Source organism: Mucilaginibacter terrae (assembly GCF_031951985.1).
Classification (GTDB): domain Bacteria; phylum Bacteroidota; class Bacteroidia; order Sphingobacteriales; family Sphingobacteriaceae; genus Mucilaginibacter; species Mucilaginibacter terrae_A.
Genome location: NZ_JAVLVU010000001.1, coordinates 3,890,732 through 3,907,391, shown reverse-complemented (window position 1 = coordinate 3,907,391; position 16,660 = coordinate 3,890,732). Strand labels below are relative to the sequence as shown.

Here is a 16,660-nt window from a genome sequence, read left to right as displayed (position 1 = left end):
TTCCGGGGCAAGCTGACCACCCATTCCGCGGCAAACTGACCAGGGTATTCCGGGCGAAAGTGACCACTGTAATAGTGTAGCTGGTGCTGAAGAGCGAACCATCCTAAGGAGGCAGACATATACACCTCCTAAGCATGGCCAACTTAACAATCAGCATGAGTAAGATAAGAAAGATCTTAAAGTTGTACAGCCAGCAGCGTCCTCTAATGAGCATAGCTGCCCAGGTTGACGCATCCCGAAACACCGTAAAGAAGTACGTATCCGCCTTTAAGGCCAGCGGCTGCACGTTTGAAGAAGTCAATTCCCTGAACGACAAAGAGCTGGAAGACTTTTTTGGCAAGACCAGAGAGCAGCCACCCAGCAGCCGTATGCAGTCCATGCTACGGTGCTTCCCCCACGTAGATAAAGAACTGAAGCGTACCGGCATGACCCGCTATATGCTGTGGGAGGCCTATATCAAAGAGTTTCCTGATGGCTACAGGTACAGCCAGTTCTGCTTTTACTACAACCAATGGAAGGCCAGGGTCAATCCAACCATGCACATGGATCACAAAGCCGGAGATAAGCTGTATGTGGATTTTGCTGGTGAAAAGATGAACCTTACCGATAAGGATACCGGTGAGATCATATCAGTAGAAGTCTTTGTAGCCATACTAGGTGCCAGCCAGCTTACTTATGCAGAGGCTGTTATGAGCCAGCAAAAGGAAGACTTTATTGCCGCCTGCGAGAATACCCTGCACTTTATCGGCGGCGTACCCGCCGCCATTGTGCCGGATAACCTCAAAGCTGCCGTAACCAAAAGCAGCCGCTATGAGCCTACCCTGAATGAGACTTTTGAGGACTTTGCCGAACATTACGGTACCACCATCTTACCTGCGCGGGCGTACCGCCCGCGTGATAAAGCGCTGGTGGAAGGTGCTGTTAAGATCCTTTATAGCAAGGTCTATGCACCTTTAAACAAACAAACCTATCATTCTCTTGCAGACCTCAATGCAGCGATATGGGAAGCCCTGGAGGTGCATAACACCCAGTTCCTCAAAGGACGTAACTATAGCCGCAGGCTTCAGTTCGAGGAAGTAGAAAGGCATACACTCACCCCGCTTCCGGTCATGCGCTACCAGTTCAAACAGCACTTCTATGCCAAAGTGATCAAGAACGGGCATGTTAACCTGGGCCCTGATAAACACTACTACAGCGTTCCTTACCGCTACATCGGTAAACGGGTAAAGCTTTTATACTCACGCACAACCGTAGAGATCTTTTCTAACTATGAGCGGATCGCGCTGCACAAACGCAATAAGAATCCTTACGGCTATACGACAGATAAAGAGCACTTGGCCACCACACACCGCTTTAAGGCGGACTGGTCACCTGATATGTTCCTGGACTGGGCGGCCTCGATCCATGAGGATGTCAGGCTGTATATCCTGAAGATACTGGACCGCAAGCAGCACCCGGAACAGGCCTACAAGTCCTGCCTGGGGGTATTGGGCTTTGCCAAGAAAGCGGGTAACGAGCGCCTGATCGTCGCCTGCCAGCGTGCTTTAAGCTATGGCATTTACAACTATAAAACCATACAAACTATCCTGGAGAACAACATGGACAGCTATGAAGAAAGCCTGTTCGCAGACGAGCTGCCTATGCCCAGCCACAATAATATTAGAGGGGATTACAAATAAGCATTAATAACAAACAACTATAACAACATGAATCAAGACACCTTAGACAAACTGCGGAAGATGAAGTTCTTCGGCATGTTCCATGCTTTCAAAAGCAGCGTGGAAACCGGTAAAACGAATGATTATACAGCAGATGAACTGCTGGGCCACCTGGTAGATGCCGAATGGGACGACCGCCAGAACAGGCGCATTGAGCGCACGATCCTATATGCCAAGTTCCGCTATAAAGCCGCTATAGAGGACGTTCACTACCATGCTGAACGAAGTATCGACCGCAACCAGATCATGCGCTTGGCCGAATGTACGTTCATTGACCGCTTTGAAAACATCCTGGTCACTGGCAGCACCGGTATCGGCAAAAGCTACGTGGCTTCAGCTATTGGCCATCAGGCCTGTATCCAGGGCTACCGGGTGTTCTATGCCAGCACGCCCAAGCTGTTTGCCAAACTCAAAATGGCTAAGGCTGATGGCTCGTATATCAAGGAGATCGCTAAACTGGAAAGGACACAACTGCTTATACTGGACGACTTTGGGATACAGCCTTTTGATGCCCAGAGCAGGGCCGCCCTGCTGGAGATCATCGAGGACCGGCACGGTAAGACCTCGCTGATCATTACCTCTCAGCTGCCGGTAAGCAAGTGGTTTGAAGTGATTGGTGAAAAGACAATTGCTGATGCTATCCTGGACCGGATCGTTCACGATGCACACCGGATAGAATTGAAAGGAGAATCGATGAGAAGAAAGCGTACACCAATAACGGCAAACAACCTTGAATAAAAATAACTTTTAAATACCTATTTTTGACAACGCTTCTTAAGCACCCGCTGCACATCTCATGTCAGCAAATTGCCTGGTCAGTTTGGCCTGGAACAAGGTGGTCAACATCTCCATAATATACAGCTAAGGAGCGTCACCGTGTCAATCAAAACTTTGTCCGCTTTATCAATCAACATATGAAAAAACTGGCGAATAATAATGGTATGGATATAAAGGGGACCATGGAGGCCAGACATTCCTTTACTACTCAGGTTACCAGAAAGCAAGGGATGGAATTTGCACAGGAGGCTTTAGGGCATACTACGCTTGCAACCACCCAAAATTACTGGGCTGGCTTTCAAAGTGAGACCAAAAAAGAGATGGCAGATATGCTCATGAATTTTGAGGAACCGAAAACAAAAGGGAAACGGCAAGAACGAATCAGGCAGCGTTAGTTAAGTGCCATTGCTGATTATACAAAATTATATTATGAGCTTAAATCAATCTCCGTTTCGACTCTTTGAAAATATAAAAGCTGTAATTACAGAAACTCAGCTCCATATAGTCCGTAACGTTAACCAAGCGATGGTACTCGCCTATTTCCAAATAGGCAGAATGATTGTCGAAGACGAACAACTTGGAAAACGACGTGCCGATTATGCAAAAGAGACAATTGCACGTTTAAGCAGCGAATTAAACAACGAGTTTGGCAAGGGATATTCCGTGTCCAACCTGGAATATATGCGTAGCTTTTATTTAACTTATCAGGATAGGTTTCCCCAATCACCGATTGGGAAAACCATGAAGGATACAAAACCCCAATCACTGATTGGGATTTTAGAAAATCCGTTTCATTTAAGCTGGACACACTATATACAGTTACTTAAAATCAAGGACGAAGACGAACGGCAATTTTATGAAATCGAAGCAGCTCAGGGCAATTGGTCAGTAAGAGAATTACAAAGACAATATAACTCTGCGTTATTTGAGCGCCTAGCTCTGAGCAAAGATAAAAAGGGTATAAAGGAACTGGCCGAGAAAGGTCAGGTCATTCAAAAGCCTTCGGATGCACTAAAAAGCCACTATGTTTTGGAATTTTTAGGGCTAAGAGAAGATGCCAAATATTCGGAAAGTGATCTTGAAACCGCAATCATAGACAAACTAGAGCATTTTATGCTCGAACTGGGTAAAGGGTTTTTATTTGAGGGAAGACAAAGACGATTCACATTCGAAGGAGATAGCTTCTTTGTTGATCTGGTATTTTACAATAGACTTCTTAAATGTTTTGTGCTGTTTGATCTAAAAATAGGAAAGCTTACCCATCAGGATATAGGACAGATGCAAATGTATGTCAACTATTACGATCGGAAAGTTAAGCTATCGGAAGAGAATCCCACGATTGGCATCATTCTCTGCAAAGAAGAAAATCGCACGGTGATAGAGTTTACATTGCCTGAGAATAACAAACAAATCTTCTCGAAAGAATATAAGGCTGTTTTACCAAGTAAAGATGCACTGAAAAAGCAGTTGGAGTAATAGAGAGGTGGAGACCACTTTGTGCAGGTATCGCTTGCACAAACAAAAAGTAATGCAGCTATTGTGCAAGTGGCGATTTGCGCAATCGCCTTGTTATTACCATATCACCTTGTTGCAAATTTCTTTATGTTTAATCTGTAGATGATGCAGGATAATGTCCGGATCGTTTTGCCAAACCTAAAAACTAAGCTGACTACAGTCAGGTAGTATGCATCTGCTAATTTTCTCCGTTGGTGTTGCCATTTGTTTATGCATTATAGGTCCTGAACAAAGTTTCCAACTGGAGTATCCGTGCTATTATTATAAAAATCAATAGTGTGAAAATTATAATAATCAAATGTATCAAGATTATATCATCGATAGCAGATGAATTATAAGCATGAACCGCAACGGTGTACGCCTTCATTTAGGGTTCTTAATTTATAATCTTCAGAAATAGAACAGAATAAGCATTTCTTAGCTGCCGATAAATTCCTGGAATATGGTTTTGATTACGAATCAAGGAGAGACCGGAAGCTGACCTCATTGGAGACCGTCCGGGACGATCTCTCTGCTTTGTACAATTATTTTCACGATAGAATCTTTTTGTAAATTTCCTATTTTTTTTTAATCGGACAAATCCGTAATGTAAGTTATCTATAGATCTATATCCCACCTTCAAAGACAGGTTTGCAACGCATTTTCCAGCAGTTTTAGAATCTTTCCTAAAGGCTGACTTCAGTTTTATAGCAAAAACAGAGGTGATTTTTGTGGCTCAGTAAAAACCTTTTGGCAAGACTTATTGTCGAAGCTCCGGTTAACGGAGATCTCCGAATGGACGGACAAGCAGCGAAAGCTATATGGTAACTATTATGATGAACTCTGGAAGATCAAATCGGTGATCAGTTATTACCAGCGGATCAAGGACCTTACTATCCGTCAGGCGCAACTGGTGGGCGAATATCAAAAGGCCTGGGGGCTTTTCAATTCCGACAAACATTTCAGCGCGGACGAGCTCGGTCACATGCAGGAAGTCTATTCGGGCATTTTGGAATCCAGTGTCGCGAACCTTGACCAGATCATGCTGGTGATCAATAGCTTCAAAACCCAGATGACGGACGAACAGCGGCTCGAACTGATCAACGCGGCAGGAAACCGGCTGGAGGAAAATTTCACCGATCTCAAACAATTCAATAACCAAAACCTGATGCTCACGCTCGAAAGAGGTAAGCAACAGGGTGATGTGAACCAAATCAAAGCGCTTTATGGCATCCGTTAGCACCGCATGGTACGAAGCCGGTCAGATCGGCAAGCATACCAAAAAACTGTTACTCTATGCCTTCGTTACGGCCATTGCCTCCGGGATGAGCACCGTGGTGCATGGCCAAACCTTTTCTGAATGGTTCTCGCAGAAAAAGACACAGAAAAAATACCTGCTGGAGCAGCTCGCTGCCCTTCGGGTATACAGCGACTATCTCCAAAAAGGCTATTCGGTGGCCCAAAACGGGTTAGGCACCGTGAGCAGTTACCTCAAAGATGAGTACGGGAGCCATTCCGTTTATTACGATCGACTCCTTCAGGCAGGACCGGCCGTCAGGGACGACCCGCAGATCCGGGAGATCATCCGTCGACAGGCGGATATCGAACAGCTGTTCGGGCCATTGGAACGACCGGAGGGGCTATCCCCAGCAGAGATACAATACCTTGGAAAGGTCAGAGGGGCGGTGTTACATGACTGTGAACTCCAACTCCAGGACCTGGACCGGGTCATTAGCAATGGCAAGCTCAAAGCCGGTGACCGGGAAAGAATTGAACAGCTTAACCAGGTGCATGCGGCGATGACGGAAAACTACCGGTTCAGTTCGGCTTTCGTAGTGCAGGTGGTGAGCCTCATAAAAGGGCGCAAGCAACAAGAAAAAGATGCAAAGGCCGGCAGGTCGATGCGCGGCATCCAATAAACCCGGAAAAATGAAAAACATGAAAAGCAAAGTCATTATCGTTACGCTCAGCATATTGGTCGGGATGGGCTCTGTGAAAGGCTACGCCCAGGGGACAGAAATGCAGCAGCTCCTGCTCAACATCGAGAAGCTCACCCAGCTTAAAAGTATCCTTTCTGATATGAAAACCGGCTACCAGGTGTACCAGCAGGGCTATGGGATGATTTCTAACCTTAGCAAGGGCAATTTCGACCTGCATGATATTTACCTGAGCGGGCTTTTAGCAGTGAGTCCGGCCGTCAGGAATTACCAAAGGATCCCGGAGATTATTTCCATGCAGACCAGCCTCATCAAAGAATACAAAAGTGCGACAGGTCGTTTCCGGCAGAGCGGAACTTTTTCAGCCGCGGAACTGGGTTACCTTTCTAATGTCTATCAAAAGCTGATCGGGGAAAGTTTACAGGGGATCGAGGAGCTGATACAGGTGACCTCTGCCGGTAAACTCCGCATGTCAGATGCGGAACGCCTGCAGGCCATCGACCGCATTTACAGTGGAACAACTGATAAGCTGAACTTTCTGCGGTCCTTTAACAGGCAGGGAATCATCCTGTCGCTCAGGCGTACCCGGGATCTCGAAAATACCCGTCAACTGAAACGCCTTTACGGTTTAACTAATTGAAAATGCTATGAAAAAGTATATCGTTACAAGCGGCATCCTGGTCATTATGGCCGCAATGATGCCATCACTGAGCTACGCGCAGGGGCTTGCCGGTGATATTCACGGGTTGCAGGGAACGCTGGACACCGTGTATGAGGACATGTTACCCATGTTCGGTCAGCTTATCGGCGTTGGACGTGCTATCGCGGGCTTTGGCGCGCTGTGGTATATCGCGGCGAGGGTCTGGCGTCAGATCGCCAATGCTGAAGCCATTGACTTTTATCCCCTGCTCCGGCCGTTCGCCCTTGGTATGGCCATTATGATGTTCCCGGTAGTGATCACCGTGATCAACGGCATCATGAAACCGACTGTTACCGCTACCGCAGGGATGGTCAAAGACTCCGATGCGGCCATAGCACGGCTGTTGAAAGCCAAGGAGGATGCCGTCAAGCAAACCAGCACCTGGCAGATGTATGAAGGTGACGACGGGCAGGGGGACCGGGACAAATGGTATAAATATACTCATCCGCAAGATGAAAATGGAGACAAAGAAGGCGTTTTCGAAGGTATCGGCAACGATATGAAATTCGCGATGGCCAAGGCCAGCTACCAGTTTCGCAACACGGTCAAAAAATGGATGTCCGAAGTTTTGCAGGTAACCTATGAAGCAGCTTCACTATGCATCAACACCATCCGTACCTTTTATCTCATCGTACTGGCGATCCTAGGGCCCATCGTTTTCGGGCTGGCGGTTTTCGACGGCTTCCAGCATACGCTTACCGTCTGGCTTGCCAAGTACCTCAACGTATTCCTCTGGCTCCCCGTCGCCAATATTTTTGGGGCGATCATCGGCAAAGTTCAGGAAAACATGCTCAGGATCGATATCGGCCAGGTGCAGCAATCCGGCGATACCTTCTTCAGCTCCACCGATACCGCATACCTTGTCTTCCTGATCATCGGCACCATCGGCTATTTTACCGTTCCCAGTGTCGCGGGGTACATCGTCAATGCAGGCGGCATGAACGGCCTTTTAAGCAAAGTAAACACCCTGGTCAGTTCTTCCAGCAACACGGTTGTAGCCGGCGGGACCGCTGTAAGCAGCCGGGCCATGAACGGCGCTAAAAACCTGTTCAATGCCCCCGCAAAATTTATGGAAGGTTATCACGGAAAAGCGTCAGGAAGCGGACAAACTGCCGATGACTATCAGAAGAAGAAACTTACCGGTAACTGATTTATTCACCTTTAATTTCTACGCATATGTTCACGCACCTCAAAAATATCGACACCGCCTTCCGGCATATTAAAGCATTCAGCCTCGTACTGATCGCAGCCTGTACCCTGATCTCTTGCTTTGCCCTGTATAAAAGCTATGAAAGTTCCAACAATGCAGGCAAGCATATTTATATCCTGGCCAATGGAAAGGCCATGGAAGCCGTTTCTGCGGAAAGAAAAGACAATGTTCCCGTCGAGGCCCGAGACCACATCAGCATGTTTCACCATTATTTTTTTACGCTTGACCCGGATGAAAAAGTCATCAGCGCGAATATGGGCAGAGCCCTGTATCTGGCAGATGAAAGTGCGCGGAATCAGTATAACAATCTTAAGGAAAAAAGCTATTACAACAACCTGATCTCCGGAAACATCAGCCAGCAGATCGAAATAGACAGTATTTCACTTGACCTGAACCAGCACCCGTACTATTTCAAATGTTATGCACGGGAACGGCTGATCCGATCCTCTTCTACCGTTAACCGGCTGCTGGTAACGCAGGGTTACCTGCGCGATGTCGCGAGGTCGGATAATAACCCGCATGGATTCCTGATCCAACGCTGGGAAACCCTGGTTAACAAAGACACCACACTTAACGCCAACACCAACAGTTATGCTGTTCAGTAAACATTCACCCAAAAGCCGGGAAGCCCGTGACCGACTGGCACATTGGATCGCCGGATTTCTCATCCGTTCGATGCGGCGCATCGCGCTGTGGCTGAACGATCGCTTTAATCAATTCCCCAGGAAGATACAGCTCCGCTGCTTTTGGGCGTTTGTAGCGCTCATCAGCCTGCTGATCGGTGTGACTTCCTTAAAGTTCCGCACGATGGCCCACGTTAAAATCACAGCCTATCGTCCGGCCGCTATCGGGCAGCCCTCGCCGGCGGTTCCCCACCTTATCCAAGAGCAAGTAACCGATTCATTAACTAAAAAACAATGAACATGAACATCATCATTGACAGCCCCTCAGCGGCAGCGCTACCTGAAGCGCAAAAAAAGAGACGGAAATTTTATTTGGCCCTGCCCATTCTGATCCTGCCGTTTATGACCATTGCCTTCTGGGCATTGGGCGGCGGTAAAAAGGAAGGCCAGCCGGACGAGGTGAGGAACGCACCTGCCGGGCTGAACACCACCTTACCCAACGCCAGTTTTAAGGAAGAGAAAAAGCAGGACAAACTGGCCCTTTACCAGCAGGCGGCCAGAGACTCCTCCTCGGGAAGTATCGTAAGCAGCAGTTTCCTTGCCGAAATGGGTGGCGAAAGATCGCCGCAATCTGTCACTAACGGGATCGCTGACCCGGCAGCACCGAACCAGGCGGATCTGCAATCGGCACAGATCGAGCAGAAGATCGCCCAGATCAACCGGCAGATCGCTACGCAGCCGGCCAGCGCGCCGGTACATGCAGTAGCCCGCGAAGAGGATGACCGGAGTATCCGTAAACTGCGTTCGATGATGAACGCTGCGGGCGAGGGTAAGGCAGCAGACCCGGAGATGCAGCAGATCAGTAAGGTGCTCTCCCAACTCCAGGCCATACAGAATCCCGGCACGGCCGTTTCCGGCAGCAGCAAAGCGGTAACGGAAAATGCCTTTCAGGCTATTTCGGCGACTATCGATGGCAAACAAAAAGTAGCGGACGGCGCTGCCGTAAGGATCAAATTAACGGATAGCGTTACCCTAAGGAAACAGGTTATGCCTAAAGGACAACTGTTGTTCGGTATTTGCCAGGTTACCAACCAGCGCCTGCTGGTACAGGTAAAGAACATCCGCCTGGGTGATAAGATCATCCCCGTTGACCTGACGGTTTACAGCATGGACGGTATGCCAGGCATACCCGCACCAGAAGCGGAACTGGCCGGCGCTGCGGGTGAAGGGGCCGAAAACGCCCTGGCCAATATGCAGATCCTGTCCATGGATCAATCAATTGGCGCACAGGCTGCAACATCCGGGATCAATGCGGCAAAAGGGTTATTCAACAAAAAGGTCAAAAAGATCAAGGTCCGGCTACAGGACGAAACGCCTTTGCTGTTGCGCGACAACCAGCAGAAGACCAGCTTATAGACAGAACCCGTTTCGCACTTAATACTCAATAGATCAATTAATCAATAATCGGAAAAGTTATGAATACGCAGAATGTAGAATTTTTGAAAAAGAGCTTACTGAACCTTGGATTTGGCGAAAAGCTGAATACCGATTTGGAAAAGCAAATTGAAGCTAAGTCACCGGAATTCAAATTGAACACTTCGCATGAGTTCAACCAGAAGAAAACGGATTATACCCTGCACTTCAAAGCGGGTGAAAACCAGGAGATGTATTTTTTCAATAAGTACGATGCCACTATCAAGAATGACAAAGGCGAAGACAACAAGCAGTCGTTCTATATTAATAAAGGAAATGGCGTAACGGCGAAAGAAGCTTTTAACCTGATAGAAGGCCGCGCTGTGCATAAGCAGCTTTTCAGCCAGGAAGGCGAGAAATATACCGCCTGGTTAAAACTGGATAATGAAAACCTGACAGAAGGCGGCAACAAGAAATTCCGATCCTATAATGAAAACTACGGTTATAAGCCGGAAGAAGTGCTGGCCGGTAAAGGGATCAAGGAAATGAAAACGGATGAAGGCCGTGAAAACCTGCTTCGCTCTTTGAAAAAAGGGAATGCCCAGCAGATCACCGTTGAAAAAGACGGCAAGGAACAGAAGTATTATGTCACGGCCAATCCCAGTTCAAGACCATTGACCTGTACGATCCGCAGATGAAAAAACTGAAACGCGAAGAACTGCTCGCACCTGCGGTCAAAACGGAAAAAACCCAGCAACAGGGCAAACAGCAAAAGGAAGCGCTGCCGGAAAAAAAGTCGGCCAAAAAAAGTAAGCTAAAAGTTTAAAAAGAAAAGAGCAGGATCCATCCTGCTCTTTTCTTTTACAGATATTATATAGAAATAGCAAATAATTCAATTTTGTCATTGACAGATTTGACGAACTTAATATCCTCAAGTGTACCTAGTGATAATCTTTGAGAAAACGCCTTGCTAACCCGTTTCTTGTCCTCAACCAACCGAATAAAAGGATTGATGGAAGATCTTTTAGGCTTCTTCTGATTTACAAATGATTTGAAAGGTTTCATGGACAAATAATTAAGGTATAGTTACATCGATATCCTGACCATCTTTCGTTACCGAAACTTCTTCACAAGTTGCCTTTAAACAGGCCAAAACATCACCGGATACATGGTGCCTTCCGGAAATAACAGCAATTCTTGGTTTCATAAGTTGAATCAATTCCTGGTTGATATTGTTTCTGCTTCCATGATGCGGAACTTTCAAAAAGTACAGTTGGTCAAGCACGTTTTTATAATCCGGGATCGCTTCAAAAGACTCTATTCCAGCATCTCCGCTAAATATGATCTTTTTGCCGTCTGCTACCAGCATTAATATGGCGCTGTTCATGTTCGTCGCGGTGATCGGGGATTTTTTCAGGTCAAGCTTTTTGCATGGATCATCTGAAATCTTTTGATCAGTTTCCGCGCCCTTTAAGACATTCATATGATTCTCGACCAGTTCCTGCGTACTGAAATGTTCGGGGAACAAGGTCTCATAAAATGAAGTGGTGGGGCTCAAGATAGACAGTTCCGGCCATTGGTCGATCTTAAAATTTTCAGCAAGCGGTTCCTTGCAAGAAAAACCTGCAGGCCGTAAATATTCCAGCAAAGCAATCTCTTGCTCAACAGTAGTGAGTACATTCTGATAATAAACTATGTTAGCTGAATTTTCCCCCGCCAGATTATCATCTTCCTCAGATGGCATGATTCCATTTTCCGGCTCATGGTTCACCAGCTCAGTTAAATCTTTAACATTGATCTTTTCACTTGTCGCATGGATCCAAACCGAAGGTTTTTGAGTTTCATAATCCTTTACCAGTTTTAATAATCCTCCGATATGATCATTATCGTAATGGGTGCATAATATAAAGTCGGGTGCGGGCAATTCCACACTTTCTAACACTTCTTTCAGATTTTTGCTAACCTTTTCATAATCGTAAGGATGACCTGCATCGATCATAAAAACAAGTTTTCTGTCCGTATCAATTACTTTAACAATAACTGCATCACCGTCACCGACGTTAAGCACCCTTATAAACACTTCCATATTATCGAATTACAATATTTATATTTGCAATATATTATGAGCCAACCTGTTTCCGTTAAAGATACGATTAAAGACTTTATTGACTCCGGCATTGAAATAGAGACTAAACCTATTAAAGAAGTCGGGCCTTTTGTAGAATATCTTTTAACCACACTTTACCAGATCAATGAGTCGACAAGCCGTAAAGTTGTTGAAAAGCAATTACAATCTTTCCTGGAAACTTTGCGGGATGATCTTTATGTCCTTATCGAAACCCCCTATGTGGACAAAATGTATCGTGATACCTATTATCACTATTATTCATCCAAGTTAAAAGGGTATCACAGGGACTGCATCAGGCTATCATTCTTCGGATGTCCCGTCGCCAGTGAAAATTTCAGGAAAGACCCGGATACTGACCTAACCGTAGTGCAGGAAAAATTACCTGGGTTTTCTTGTATTAAGACCGACCTTTCCTAAGATCATCGGTAGAAATGCCATATCTCCTAAAGCAAAAAAGGACAGCAATATCGTATGTTGCCTAAGTGGAATCAATGCAACCACCAATTCGATCAAGCAAACGGTTCAGTCTTTCCCCCATGCAAGTCAGGATAATCAGACCATGACCTGTGCAGAGACCACCATATGGTCGCTAATTGAATATTTCGGCAATAAATATCCCGAATATCAGCCCGTATTGTTGTCCCAAATCACAAAGTTACTTCAAAAGTATTCCTTTAAAAGACTCTTACCTTCTGAAGGATTGACTGCAGAACAAATCACATTCGCGCTCAGAGAATTTGGATTTGGGTCGATGATCTATTCACAGGAGAAACTTTCAAAGGCCAAAGTAAATATAGATGTGATCATCAGTACTTATATTGAATCCGGTATTCCTATTGTGGGTGTTCTCAAGAATAAGGAAATCGGACACGTTGTCAATATTGTCGGCCGTGAAAAAGAAAATCGTGAGGAAACTGTAATTTGTCAACCACATGAAATTCTGCCCAACGGACTTCCTGTGATTGATTTCAATAAGATCACCAGAAACTATGTCTTTATTGATGACAATTACCCACCTTTTCAAGTCACCAAATTAGACAAACCCTGTGAGATCTATTATAAATCGGAAAAATGGCATTCCTGTGAAATCAAAAATGTCATTGTCCCACTATACAAAAAAATCTATTTAGATGCTGCAAGAGCAACGAGAAATTTCTATAAAGCACTTGAAATTAAAGAGATAGGAATAGTGGGGACGGAGCCCAGAATTCTTAAAATCTTTTTAGCATCCAGTCGATCTTACAAATCCTACATCGCATTGAATGAGGACTTAAATCCGGTTGTCAAGGAACTGGTTTTGGCGCTTTCGATGCCAAAATTTATCTGGATTGCGGAATTAAGTAAAAAAGAATCTTATATTGCAGGAAAATGTGATGAATTCTATATTCAGGATGCGACAGAACCTGTAGAATTCATTGACATGGATGTGTCAACTGACACGTCTCTGATCTCTGCATTTTCTGATGGCACATTTTTTGTCCAAAATTTGGGGAATTTCAAAGGACTTAATATCTTTGATAAAAGTCCATTCGATTCATATAAAGAAAATTTAAAGTAAAAACATTAGTTTAATGGAAATCAAAAAGAGCAAATATGAACTAATGCTTGAGTCTATTCTTTCAAAAAGCAAGCCAGTGGTTTTCACTCCGGAGCAAAATGACAAGATCATTCAAGATCTGAATAAAGGAATGGATGACTTTCTTCATGAACAAAGAGTGATCGAGAAAGAATCAGAAATGGAACTCGCAGGAATTGTCCTGAACGCATAAAAATATCTCAAGCATACGAAAAGCCCGGTTATCCGGGCTTTTCTGTTTATATGTATCTTCGAAAATCACTTAATTTGCCATTTCTTTTTGGGGGCAATCAAAACTATTCTTTGGGCTTCAACATTATAATAATGTTGTGTATTAAAATCACCACATTAATATAATTAATAAGGGATATACTTTTTTCTTATAATTTACTAACTTAGATTGCAATAGAAAACCTATGCCAATCTCAAAGATAAGACAATGCCATTTTCGGACAAGCAATTAGAAGCTTTAGATAAAATCAAAGAAAAAAGCGAAGACGATTACGAAAAAAACCTTGTTTACATAGCTGCTGGTACTTTAGTCCTATCCATGACCTTTCTTGATAAAATAATTAAGGTTGATAATGCTAGCGGAGTTGTTTTTTTGATTTTAAGTTGGGGACTATTAGCGTTAACTCTATTAGGGAACTTAGTATCTCACCAATTATCAAGCGCCTTCCATAGTGAATGCCGGTTGTTGTATGCAGCGTGTAGCGTAGAATTACCTGAAAACGCTAGTCCAGATCAAGTAACTATACATAATGAGACAGAAGCAAAAGCTGATGCAAGATTGGATCAATGTAATAGAATAATGGTACAAATCAATTGGAGTACTACTATATCACTTTTTGTCGGAATTGCCTTCTTGGTAACGTTTTGCTCGATAAATGCTTGGGAGGCAAGCCATAAAAAACAGGAAACTTTAAATAATAAGAATGATATGTCGAAAGAGATCAAACCACAAACGCAAAACAATGACCTGTCTAAAGGCCGGACACTTTCCGTGCCATTAAAACCAGCTACTACACAAACAGGGAATAGTAACAACAACGGTAGTTCTAAACCAGCAAATAATCAATCAACTAACAAATAAATTATAATGAGCAACAAACAGAACCCTAAAATTGAACCTCAAAAAATTATATCATTAAACGAAGGCCGAACTTTATCAAAGCTTATTAAGGCTAAAGTTGTTACCACTCCAAAATTGAAATGAAATGACTAAAAAAGAAACAAAATTATTTATTGATAAGTCTCCTGCTACAGAACAAATCAAGCCTGGTGTAATAAAAAAAACAGAAAAGTTTGGGCGAACATTATCTAAACTAGTTAACGTTAAAAAAGATAAGTAGTCATAATTTTTGACGGTAAAACTTATATATCATGCTGACGTTGCCCTATATATGGAGGATATATTCGTATCTAAATTGATTGCAATTAATTAAAATGAAAAAGGTAATTTTCCGTCAATAAGTTGCATATTTTATCACTTAAGTAAATCACGCAATCCTAAAAAGTCCTCATTTTCCAAAATATCCACTTCATTGAGTGTGGCTAATTTAATCTTTTCGCGGAACACCTTTATTCGATGCAGCATTGGCATAATGACACTGTTTCCATGATTGACAAACCTATACAGATCATTCAGAGATGCAGGCAATTTGTAACCTTTGTGAACACCGGAGCTGCTGCTTACGACCAACACGCCTACGTCCCGGATTTGACCAATAACTTTAGTGCGAAATTGGTGCTCGCTGAGCGGCTCTACCCTTCCAACCTGTAAGTGTTGAATGATTTGTTTCGTGGTGATATATAGCTTTGTTCCATAAGTGTTGAAATAAAGAAGTATTAGCTTTACACAGTTGACCTGATCAGCATCATCCTGCGTCACAACCTTTTTATTCTCAATAAAATGCATGGCACTGTTAACACCAGCCTGTGCTACTGACTCGTGAAAATTATTGTTATTGAGTTCAGCATCCGCAAGATAATGTTGTGGTTCATACGGAAAGAAATTTAAGCTTGTGATTTTCGGCTGAAGAATATTTAAAAATTGCTCACCTTCAGGAACTTTTCTCAATTCATCGAAGCATCTGCCAAGTGTTCCTGCGATAAAATCTGCCAGTTGAATCATCACGCTAGTAGCACTTCCAGAGAACTGAAATTCGCTTCCTGAAAATAAATTGGGCTTATGATGCTTTTCTACATACACTTTAAACTGCCTCATAAAGTCGTTACTTCCATGCTCGTCTACCACTAAATCAAGTTCTGGGAAGGTCTTGAATAATTCTTTGTAAACAAGCCCGTTTAAAAATTTATAGAACGAAGGCTTGTATTTGAACCCTTCACCCACGAGCTTCTTTTTATTAACGACGACCGCATAGATGGAAAAGTCGGCATTCGATAGCTCATGCAAAATTTTCAGCCTTCGGGAATGATTGTCGCCAACCTTGCTTGATTTGATCTCGCCGGTCTGAAAATAGCGTTTTCTTATGTCTTCGATCAACAATTCTGTTTCTTCAAGCTTATCCTTTCTAAGAATCACACTTGCTACAATAAAATGCGTTCCCTGAGTCGAAAACTCAAAAGAATTGTTACCAGACTCGTCTGCAAACGCAATTATATTTTTCATGTCTTTGTACTATACAAGTTAGGCTCAATATGATAAGCTAATGAGGTCTATTCTCAAACCAAACTTACATCAAATAGCATAAGATCTAATGAACAAAATTTGAATTTAGCAGCGGATGTTAATTATATTAACTTATACATGTAACCAGATAAATGGACAGTCCATTTATATCAATAAAGGAAAGCTATAACGCACCCATCTACTAAGCAAAATAAGTCCCTCCTTAAATACAGGTAGTAGCTAATTTTTTGGCTTGTAATGTTATGTCGAATTGAAAGTAAAAAAAATTAAATAAATAGCTCAAACCCTGTAATATTAGCAGCAATTGCAGTCTACATGTTTTAACCGATAAAAATCCCGCTAATTTCGTAACAATGGACATCCTATTGTTGTAATCTCGTTTTGTCAAAAAACTTTCCATTAAACTTGGATATATCGTTAATTTCGACAAA

Annotated in this window: 20 protein-coding genes; 18 read left to right on the top strand and 2 right to left on the bottom strand. The window is 43.7% G+C overall.

Annotated features, from left to right (window positions below):
- Nucleotides 1-155: 155 nt before the first annotated feature.
- The 13 genes from istA to QE417_RS16695 all read left to right on the top strand — a co-directional run bounded on the left by istA (nucleotide 156) and on the right by QE417_RS16695 (nucleotide 10,698).
- Nucleotides 156-1,679: an IS21 family transposase gene (gene istA / locus QE417_RS16755; RefSeq protein WP_311951058.1), complete on the top strand. Its 1,524-nt coding sequence runs from the start codon at nucleotides 156-158 to the stop codon at nucleotides 1,677-1,679.
- A 27-nt stretch (nucleotides 1,680-1,706) separates the two neighbouring features.
- The gene (gene istB, locus QE417_RS16750) at nucleotides 1,707-2,456 is read left to right on the top strand and encodes an IS21-like element helper ATPase IstB (protein WP_376717529.1); all 750 of its coding nucleotides are present in this window, start codon (nucleotides 1,707-1,709) and stop codon (nucleotides 2,454-2,456) included.
- Between the two features lie 176 nt (nucleotides 2,457-2,632).
- On the top strand, nucleotides 2,633-2,890 hold the full coding sequence (locus tag QE417_RS16745; protein WP_311951616.1) for a hypothetical protein: 258 nt from the start codon (nucleotides 2,633-2,635) through the stop codon (nucleotides 2,888-2,890).
- 34 nt (nucleotides 2,891-2,924) lie between these two features.
- Nucleotides 2,925-3,971 carry a PDDEXK nuclease domain-containing protein gene (locus QE417_RS16740; protein WP_311951615.1) on the top strand — a complete coding sequence of 349 codons (1,047 nt, stop codon included), beginning with the start codon at nucleotides 2,925-2,927 and terminating at the stop codon, nucleotides 3,969-3,971.
- 781 nt (nucleotides 3,972-4,752) lie between these two features.
- A complete protein-coding gene (locus tag QE417_RS16735) occupies nucleotides 4,753-5,229 on the top strand; it encodes a conjugal transfer protein TraI (protein WP_311951614.1) in 477 nt (158 codons plus the stop codon).
- On the top strand, nucleotides 5,216-5,908 hold the full coding sequence (locus QE417_RS16730; protein ID WP_311951613.1) for a hypothetical protein: 693 nt from the start codon (nucleotides 5,216-5,218) through the stop codon (nucleotides 5,906-5,908). Before QE417_RS16735 ends, QE417_RS16730 begins: the two co-directional genes overlap by 14 nt.
- Nucleotides 5,909-5,918: 10 nt before the next feature.
- Nucleotides 5,919-6,566 (top strand): TerB family tellurite resistance protein, encoded by a 648-nt coding sequence (locus QE417_RS16725; RefSeq protein ID WP_311951612.1) that lies wholly within the window; start codon nucleotides 5,919-5,921, stop codon nucleotides 6,564-6,566.
- Nucleotides 6,567-6,573: 7 nt separating this feature from the next.
- A complete protein-coding gene (gene traJ, locus QE417_RS16720; protein WP_311951611.1) occupies nucleotides 6,574-7,776 on the top strand; it encodes a conjugative transposon protein TraJ in 1,203 nt (400 codons plus the stop codon).
- A gap of 26 nt (nucleotides 7,777-7,802) precedes the next feature.
- Complete coding sequence (gene traK / locus QE417_RS16715) at nucleotides 7,803-8,441, top strand: conjugative transposon protein TraK (protein WP_311951610.1); 639 nt, start codon at nucleotides 7,803-7,805, stop codon at nucleotides 8,439-8,441.
- Nucleotides 8,428-8,757 (top strand): hypothetical protein, encoded by a 330-nt coding sequence (locus QE417_RS16710; protein WP_311951609.1) that lies wholly within the window; start codon nucleotides 8,428-8,430, stop codon nucleotides 8,755-8,757. Before traK ends, QE417_RS16710 begins: the two co-directional genes overlap by 14 nt.
- 2 nt (nucleotides 8,758-8,759) lie before the next feature.
- Nucleotides 8,760-9,875: a conjugative transposon protein TraM gene (gene traM / locus QE417_RS16705; RefSeq protein WP_311951608.1), complete on the top strand. Its 1,116-nt coding sequence runs from the start codon at nucleotides 8,760-8,762 to the stop codon at nucleotides 9,873-9,875.
- Between the two features lie 59 nt (nucleotides 9,876-9,934).
- Entirely contained in the window at nucleotides 9,935-10,570 is a 636-nt protein-coding gene (locus QE417_RS16700; protein WP_311951607.1) for a hypothetical protein, read from the top strand.
- Entirely contained in the window at nucleotides 10,567-10,698 is a 132-nt protein-coding gene (locus QE417_RS16695; RefSeq protein WP_311951606.1) for a hypothetical protein, read from the top strand. The genes QE417_RS16700 and QE417_RS16695 overlap by 4 nt, the downstream gene beginning before the upstream one ends.
- 249 nt (nucleotides 10,699-10,947) lie before the next feature.
- Here QE417_RS16695 and QE417_RS16690 read toward each other — a convergent pair whose 3' ends face one another.
- Nucleotides 10,948-11,958, bottom strand: a complete 1,011-nt coding sequence (locus QE417_RS16690) for a ComEC/Rec2 family competence protein (RefSeq protein ID WP_311951605.1) — start codon at nucleotides 11,956-11,958, stop codon at nucleotides 10,948-10,950.
- Nucleotides 11,959-11,994: 36 nt separating this feature from the next.
- Between QE417_RS16690 and QE417_RS16685 the strand changes: the two genes are divergently transcribed.
- The 5 genes from QE417_RS16685 to QE417_RS16665 all read left to right on the top strand — a co-directional run bounded on the left by QE417_RS16685 (nucleotide 11,995) and on the right by QE417_RS16665 (nucleotide 14,928).
- A complete protein-coding gene (locus QE417_RS16685) occupies nucleotides 11,995-12,417 on the top strand; it encodes a hypothetical protein (protein ID WP_311951604.1) in 423 nt (140 codons plus the stop codon).
- A 142-nt stretch (nucleotides 12,418-12,559) separates the two neighbouring features.
- A complete protein-coding gene (locus QE417_RS16680) occupies nucleotides 12,560-13,558 on the top strand; it encodes a hypothetical protein (RefSeq protein WP_311951603.1) in 999 nt (332 codons plus the stop codon).
- Between the two features lie 13 nt (nucleotides 13,559-13,571).
- Nucleotides 13,572-13,769, top strand: coding sequence for a hypothetical protein (locus QE417_RS16675; RefSeq protein WP_311951602.1), 198 nt, complete (start codon nucleotides 13,572-13,574; stop codon nucleotides 13,767-13,769).
- Between the two features lie 246 nt (nucleotides 13,770-14,015).
- Complete coding sequence (locus QE417_RS16670; protein ID WP_311951601.1) at nucleotides 14,016-14,669, top strand: hypothetical protein; 654 nt, start codon at nucleotides 14,016-14,018, stop codon at nucleotides 14,667-14,669.
- Nucleotides 14,670-14,793: 124 nt separating this feature from the next.
- Nucleotides 14,794-14,928, top strand: coding sequence for a hypothetical protein (locus QE417_RS16665; protein WP_311951600.1), 135 nt, complete (start codon nucleotides 14,794-14,796; stop codon nucleotides 14,926-14,928).
- 134 nt (nucleotides 14,929-15,062) lie between these two features.
- Here the strand turns inward: QE417_RS16665 and QE417_RS16660 are convergent, their stop codons facing one another.
- Nucleotides 15,063-16,208 carry a DUF3800 domain-containing protein gene (locus QE417_RS16660; RefSeq protein WP_311951599.1) on the bottom strand — a complete coding sequence of 382 codons (1,146 nt, stop codon included), beginning with the start codon at nucleotides 16,206-16,208 and terminating at the stop codon, nucleotides 15,063-15,065.
- Between the last annotated feature and the right edge of the window lie 452 nt (nucleotides 16,209-16,660).

Coding starts and splice junctions, on each gene's coding strand:
- istA (WP_311951058.1), top strand. CDS start 156: ATGAGTAAGATAAGAAAGATCTTAAAGTTGTACAGCCAGCAGCGTCCT.
- istB (WP_376717529.1), top strand. CDS start 1,707: ATGAATCAAGACACCTTAGACAAACTGCGGAAGATGAAGTTCTTCGGC.
- QE417_RS16745 (WP_311951616.1), top strand. CDS start 2,633: ATGAAAAAACTGGCGAATAATAATGGTATGGATATAAAGGGGACCATG.
- QE417_RS16740 (WP_311951615.1), top strand. CDS start 2,925: ATGAGCTTAAATCAATCTCCGTTTCGACTCTTTGAAAATATAAAAGCT.
- QE417_RS16730 (WP_311951613.1), top strand. CDS start 5,216: ATGGCATCCGTTAGCACCGCATGGTACGAAGCCGGTCAGATCGGCAAG.
- QE417_RS16725 (WP_311951612.1), top strand. CDS start 5,919: ATGAAAAACATGAAAAGCAAAGTCATTATCGTTACGCTCAGCATATTG.
- traJ (WP_311951611.1), top strand. CDS start 6,574: ATGAAAAAGTATATCGTTACAAGCGGCATCCTGGTCATTATGGCCGCA.
- traK (WP_311951610.1), top strand. CDS start 7,803: ATGTTCACGCACCTCAAAAATATCGACACCGCCTTCCGGCATATTAAA.
- QE417_RS16710 (WP_311951609.1), top strand. CDS start 8,428: ATGCTGTTCAGTAAACATTCACCCAAAAGCCGGGAAGCCCGTGACCGA.
- traM (WP_311951608.1), top strand. CDS start 8,760: ATGAACATCATCATTGACAGCCCCTCAGCGGCAGCGCTACCTGAAGCG.
- QE417_RS16700 (WP_311951607.1), top strand. CDS start 9,935: ATGAATACGCAGAATGTAGAATTTTTGAAAAAGAGCTTACTGAACCTT.
- QE417_RS16695 (WP_311951606.1), top strand. CDS start 10,567: ATGAAAAAACTGAAACGCGAAGAACTGCTCGCACCTGCGGTCAAAACG.
- QE417_RS16690 (WP_311951605.1), bottom strand. CDS start 11,958: ATGGAAGTGTTTATAAGGGTGCTTAACGTCGGTGACGGTGATGCAGTT.
- QE417_RS16685 (WP_311951604.1), top strand. CDS start 11,995: ATGAGCCAACCTGTTTCCGTTAAAGATACGATTAAAGACTTTATTGAC.
- QE417_RS16680 (WP_311951603.1), top strand. CDS start 12,560: ATGACCTGTGCAGAGACCACCATATGGTCGCTAATTGAATATTTCGGC.
- QE417_RS16675 (WP_311951602.1), top strand. CDS start 13,572: ATGGAAATCAAAAAGAGCAAATATGAACTAATGCTTGAGTCTATTCTT.
- QE417_RS16670 (WP_311951601.1), top strand. CDS start 14,016: ATGCCATTTTCGGACAAGCAATTAGAAGCTTTAGATAAAATCAAAGAA.
- QE417_RS16665 (WP_311951600.1), top strand. CDS start 14,794: ATGACTAAAAAAGAAACAAAATTATTTATTGATAAGTCTCCTGCTACA.
- QE417_RS16660 (WP_311951599.1), bottom strand. CDS start 16,208: ATGAAAAATATAATTGCGTTTGCAGACGAGTCTGGTAACAATTCTTTT.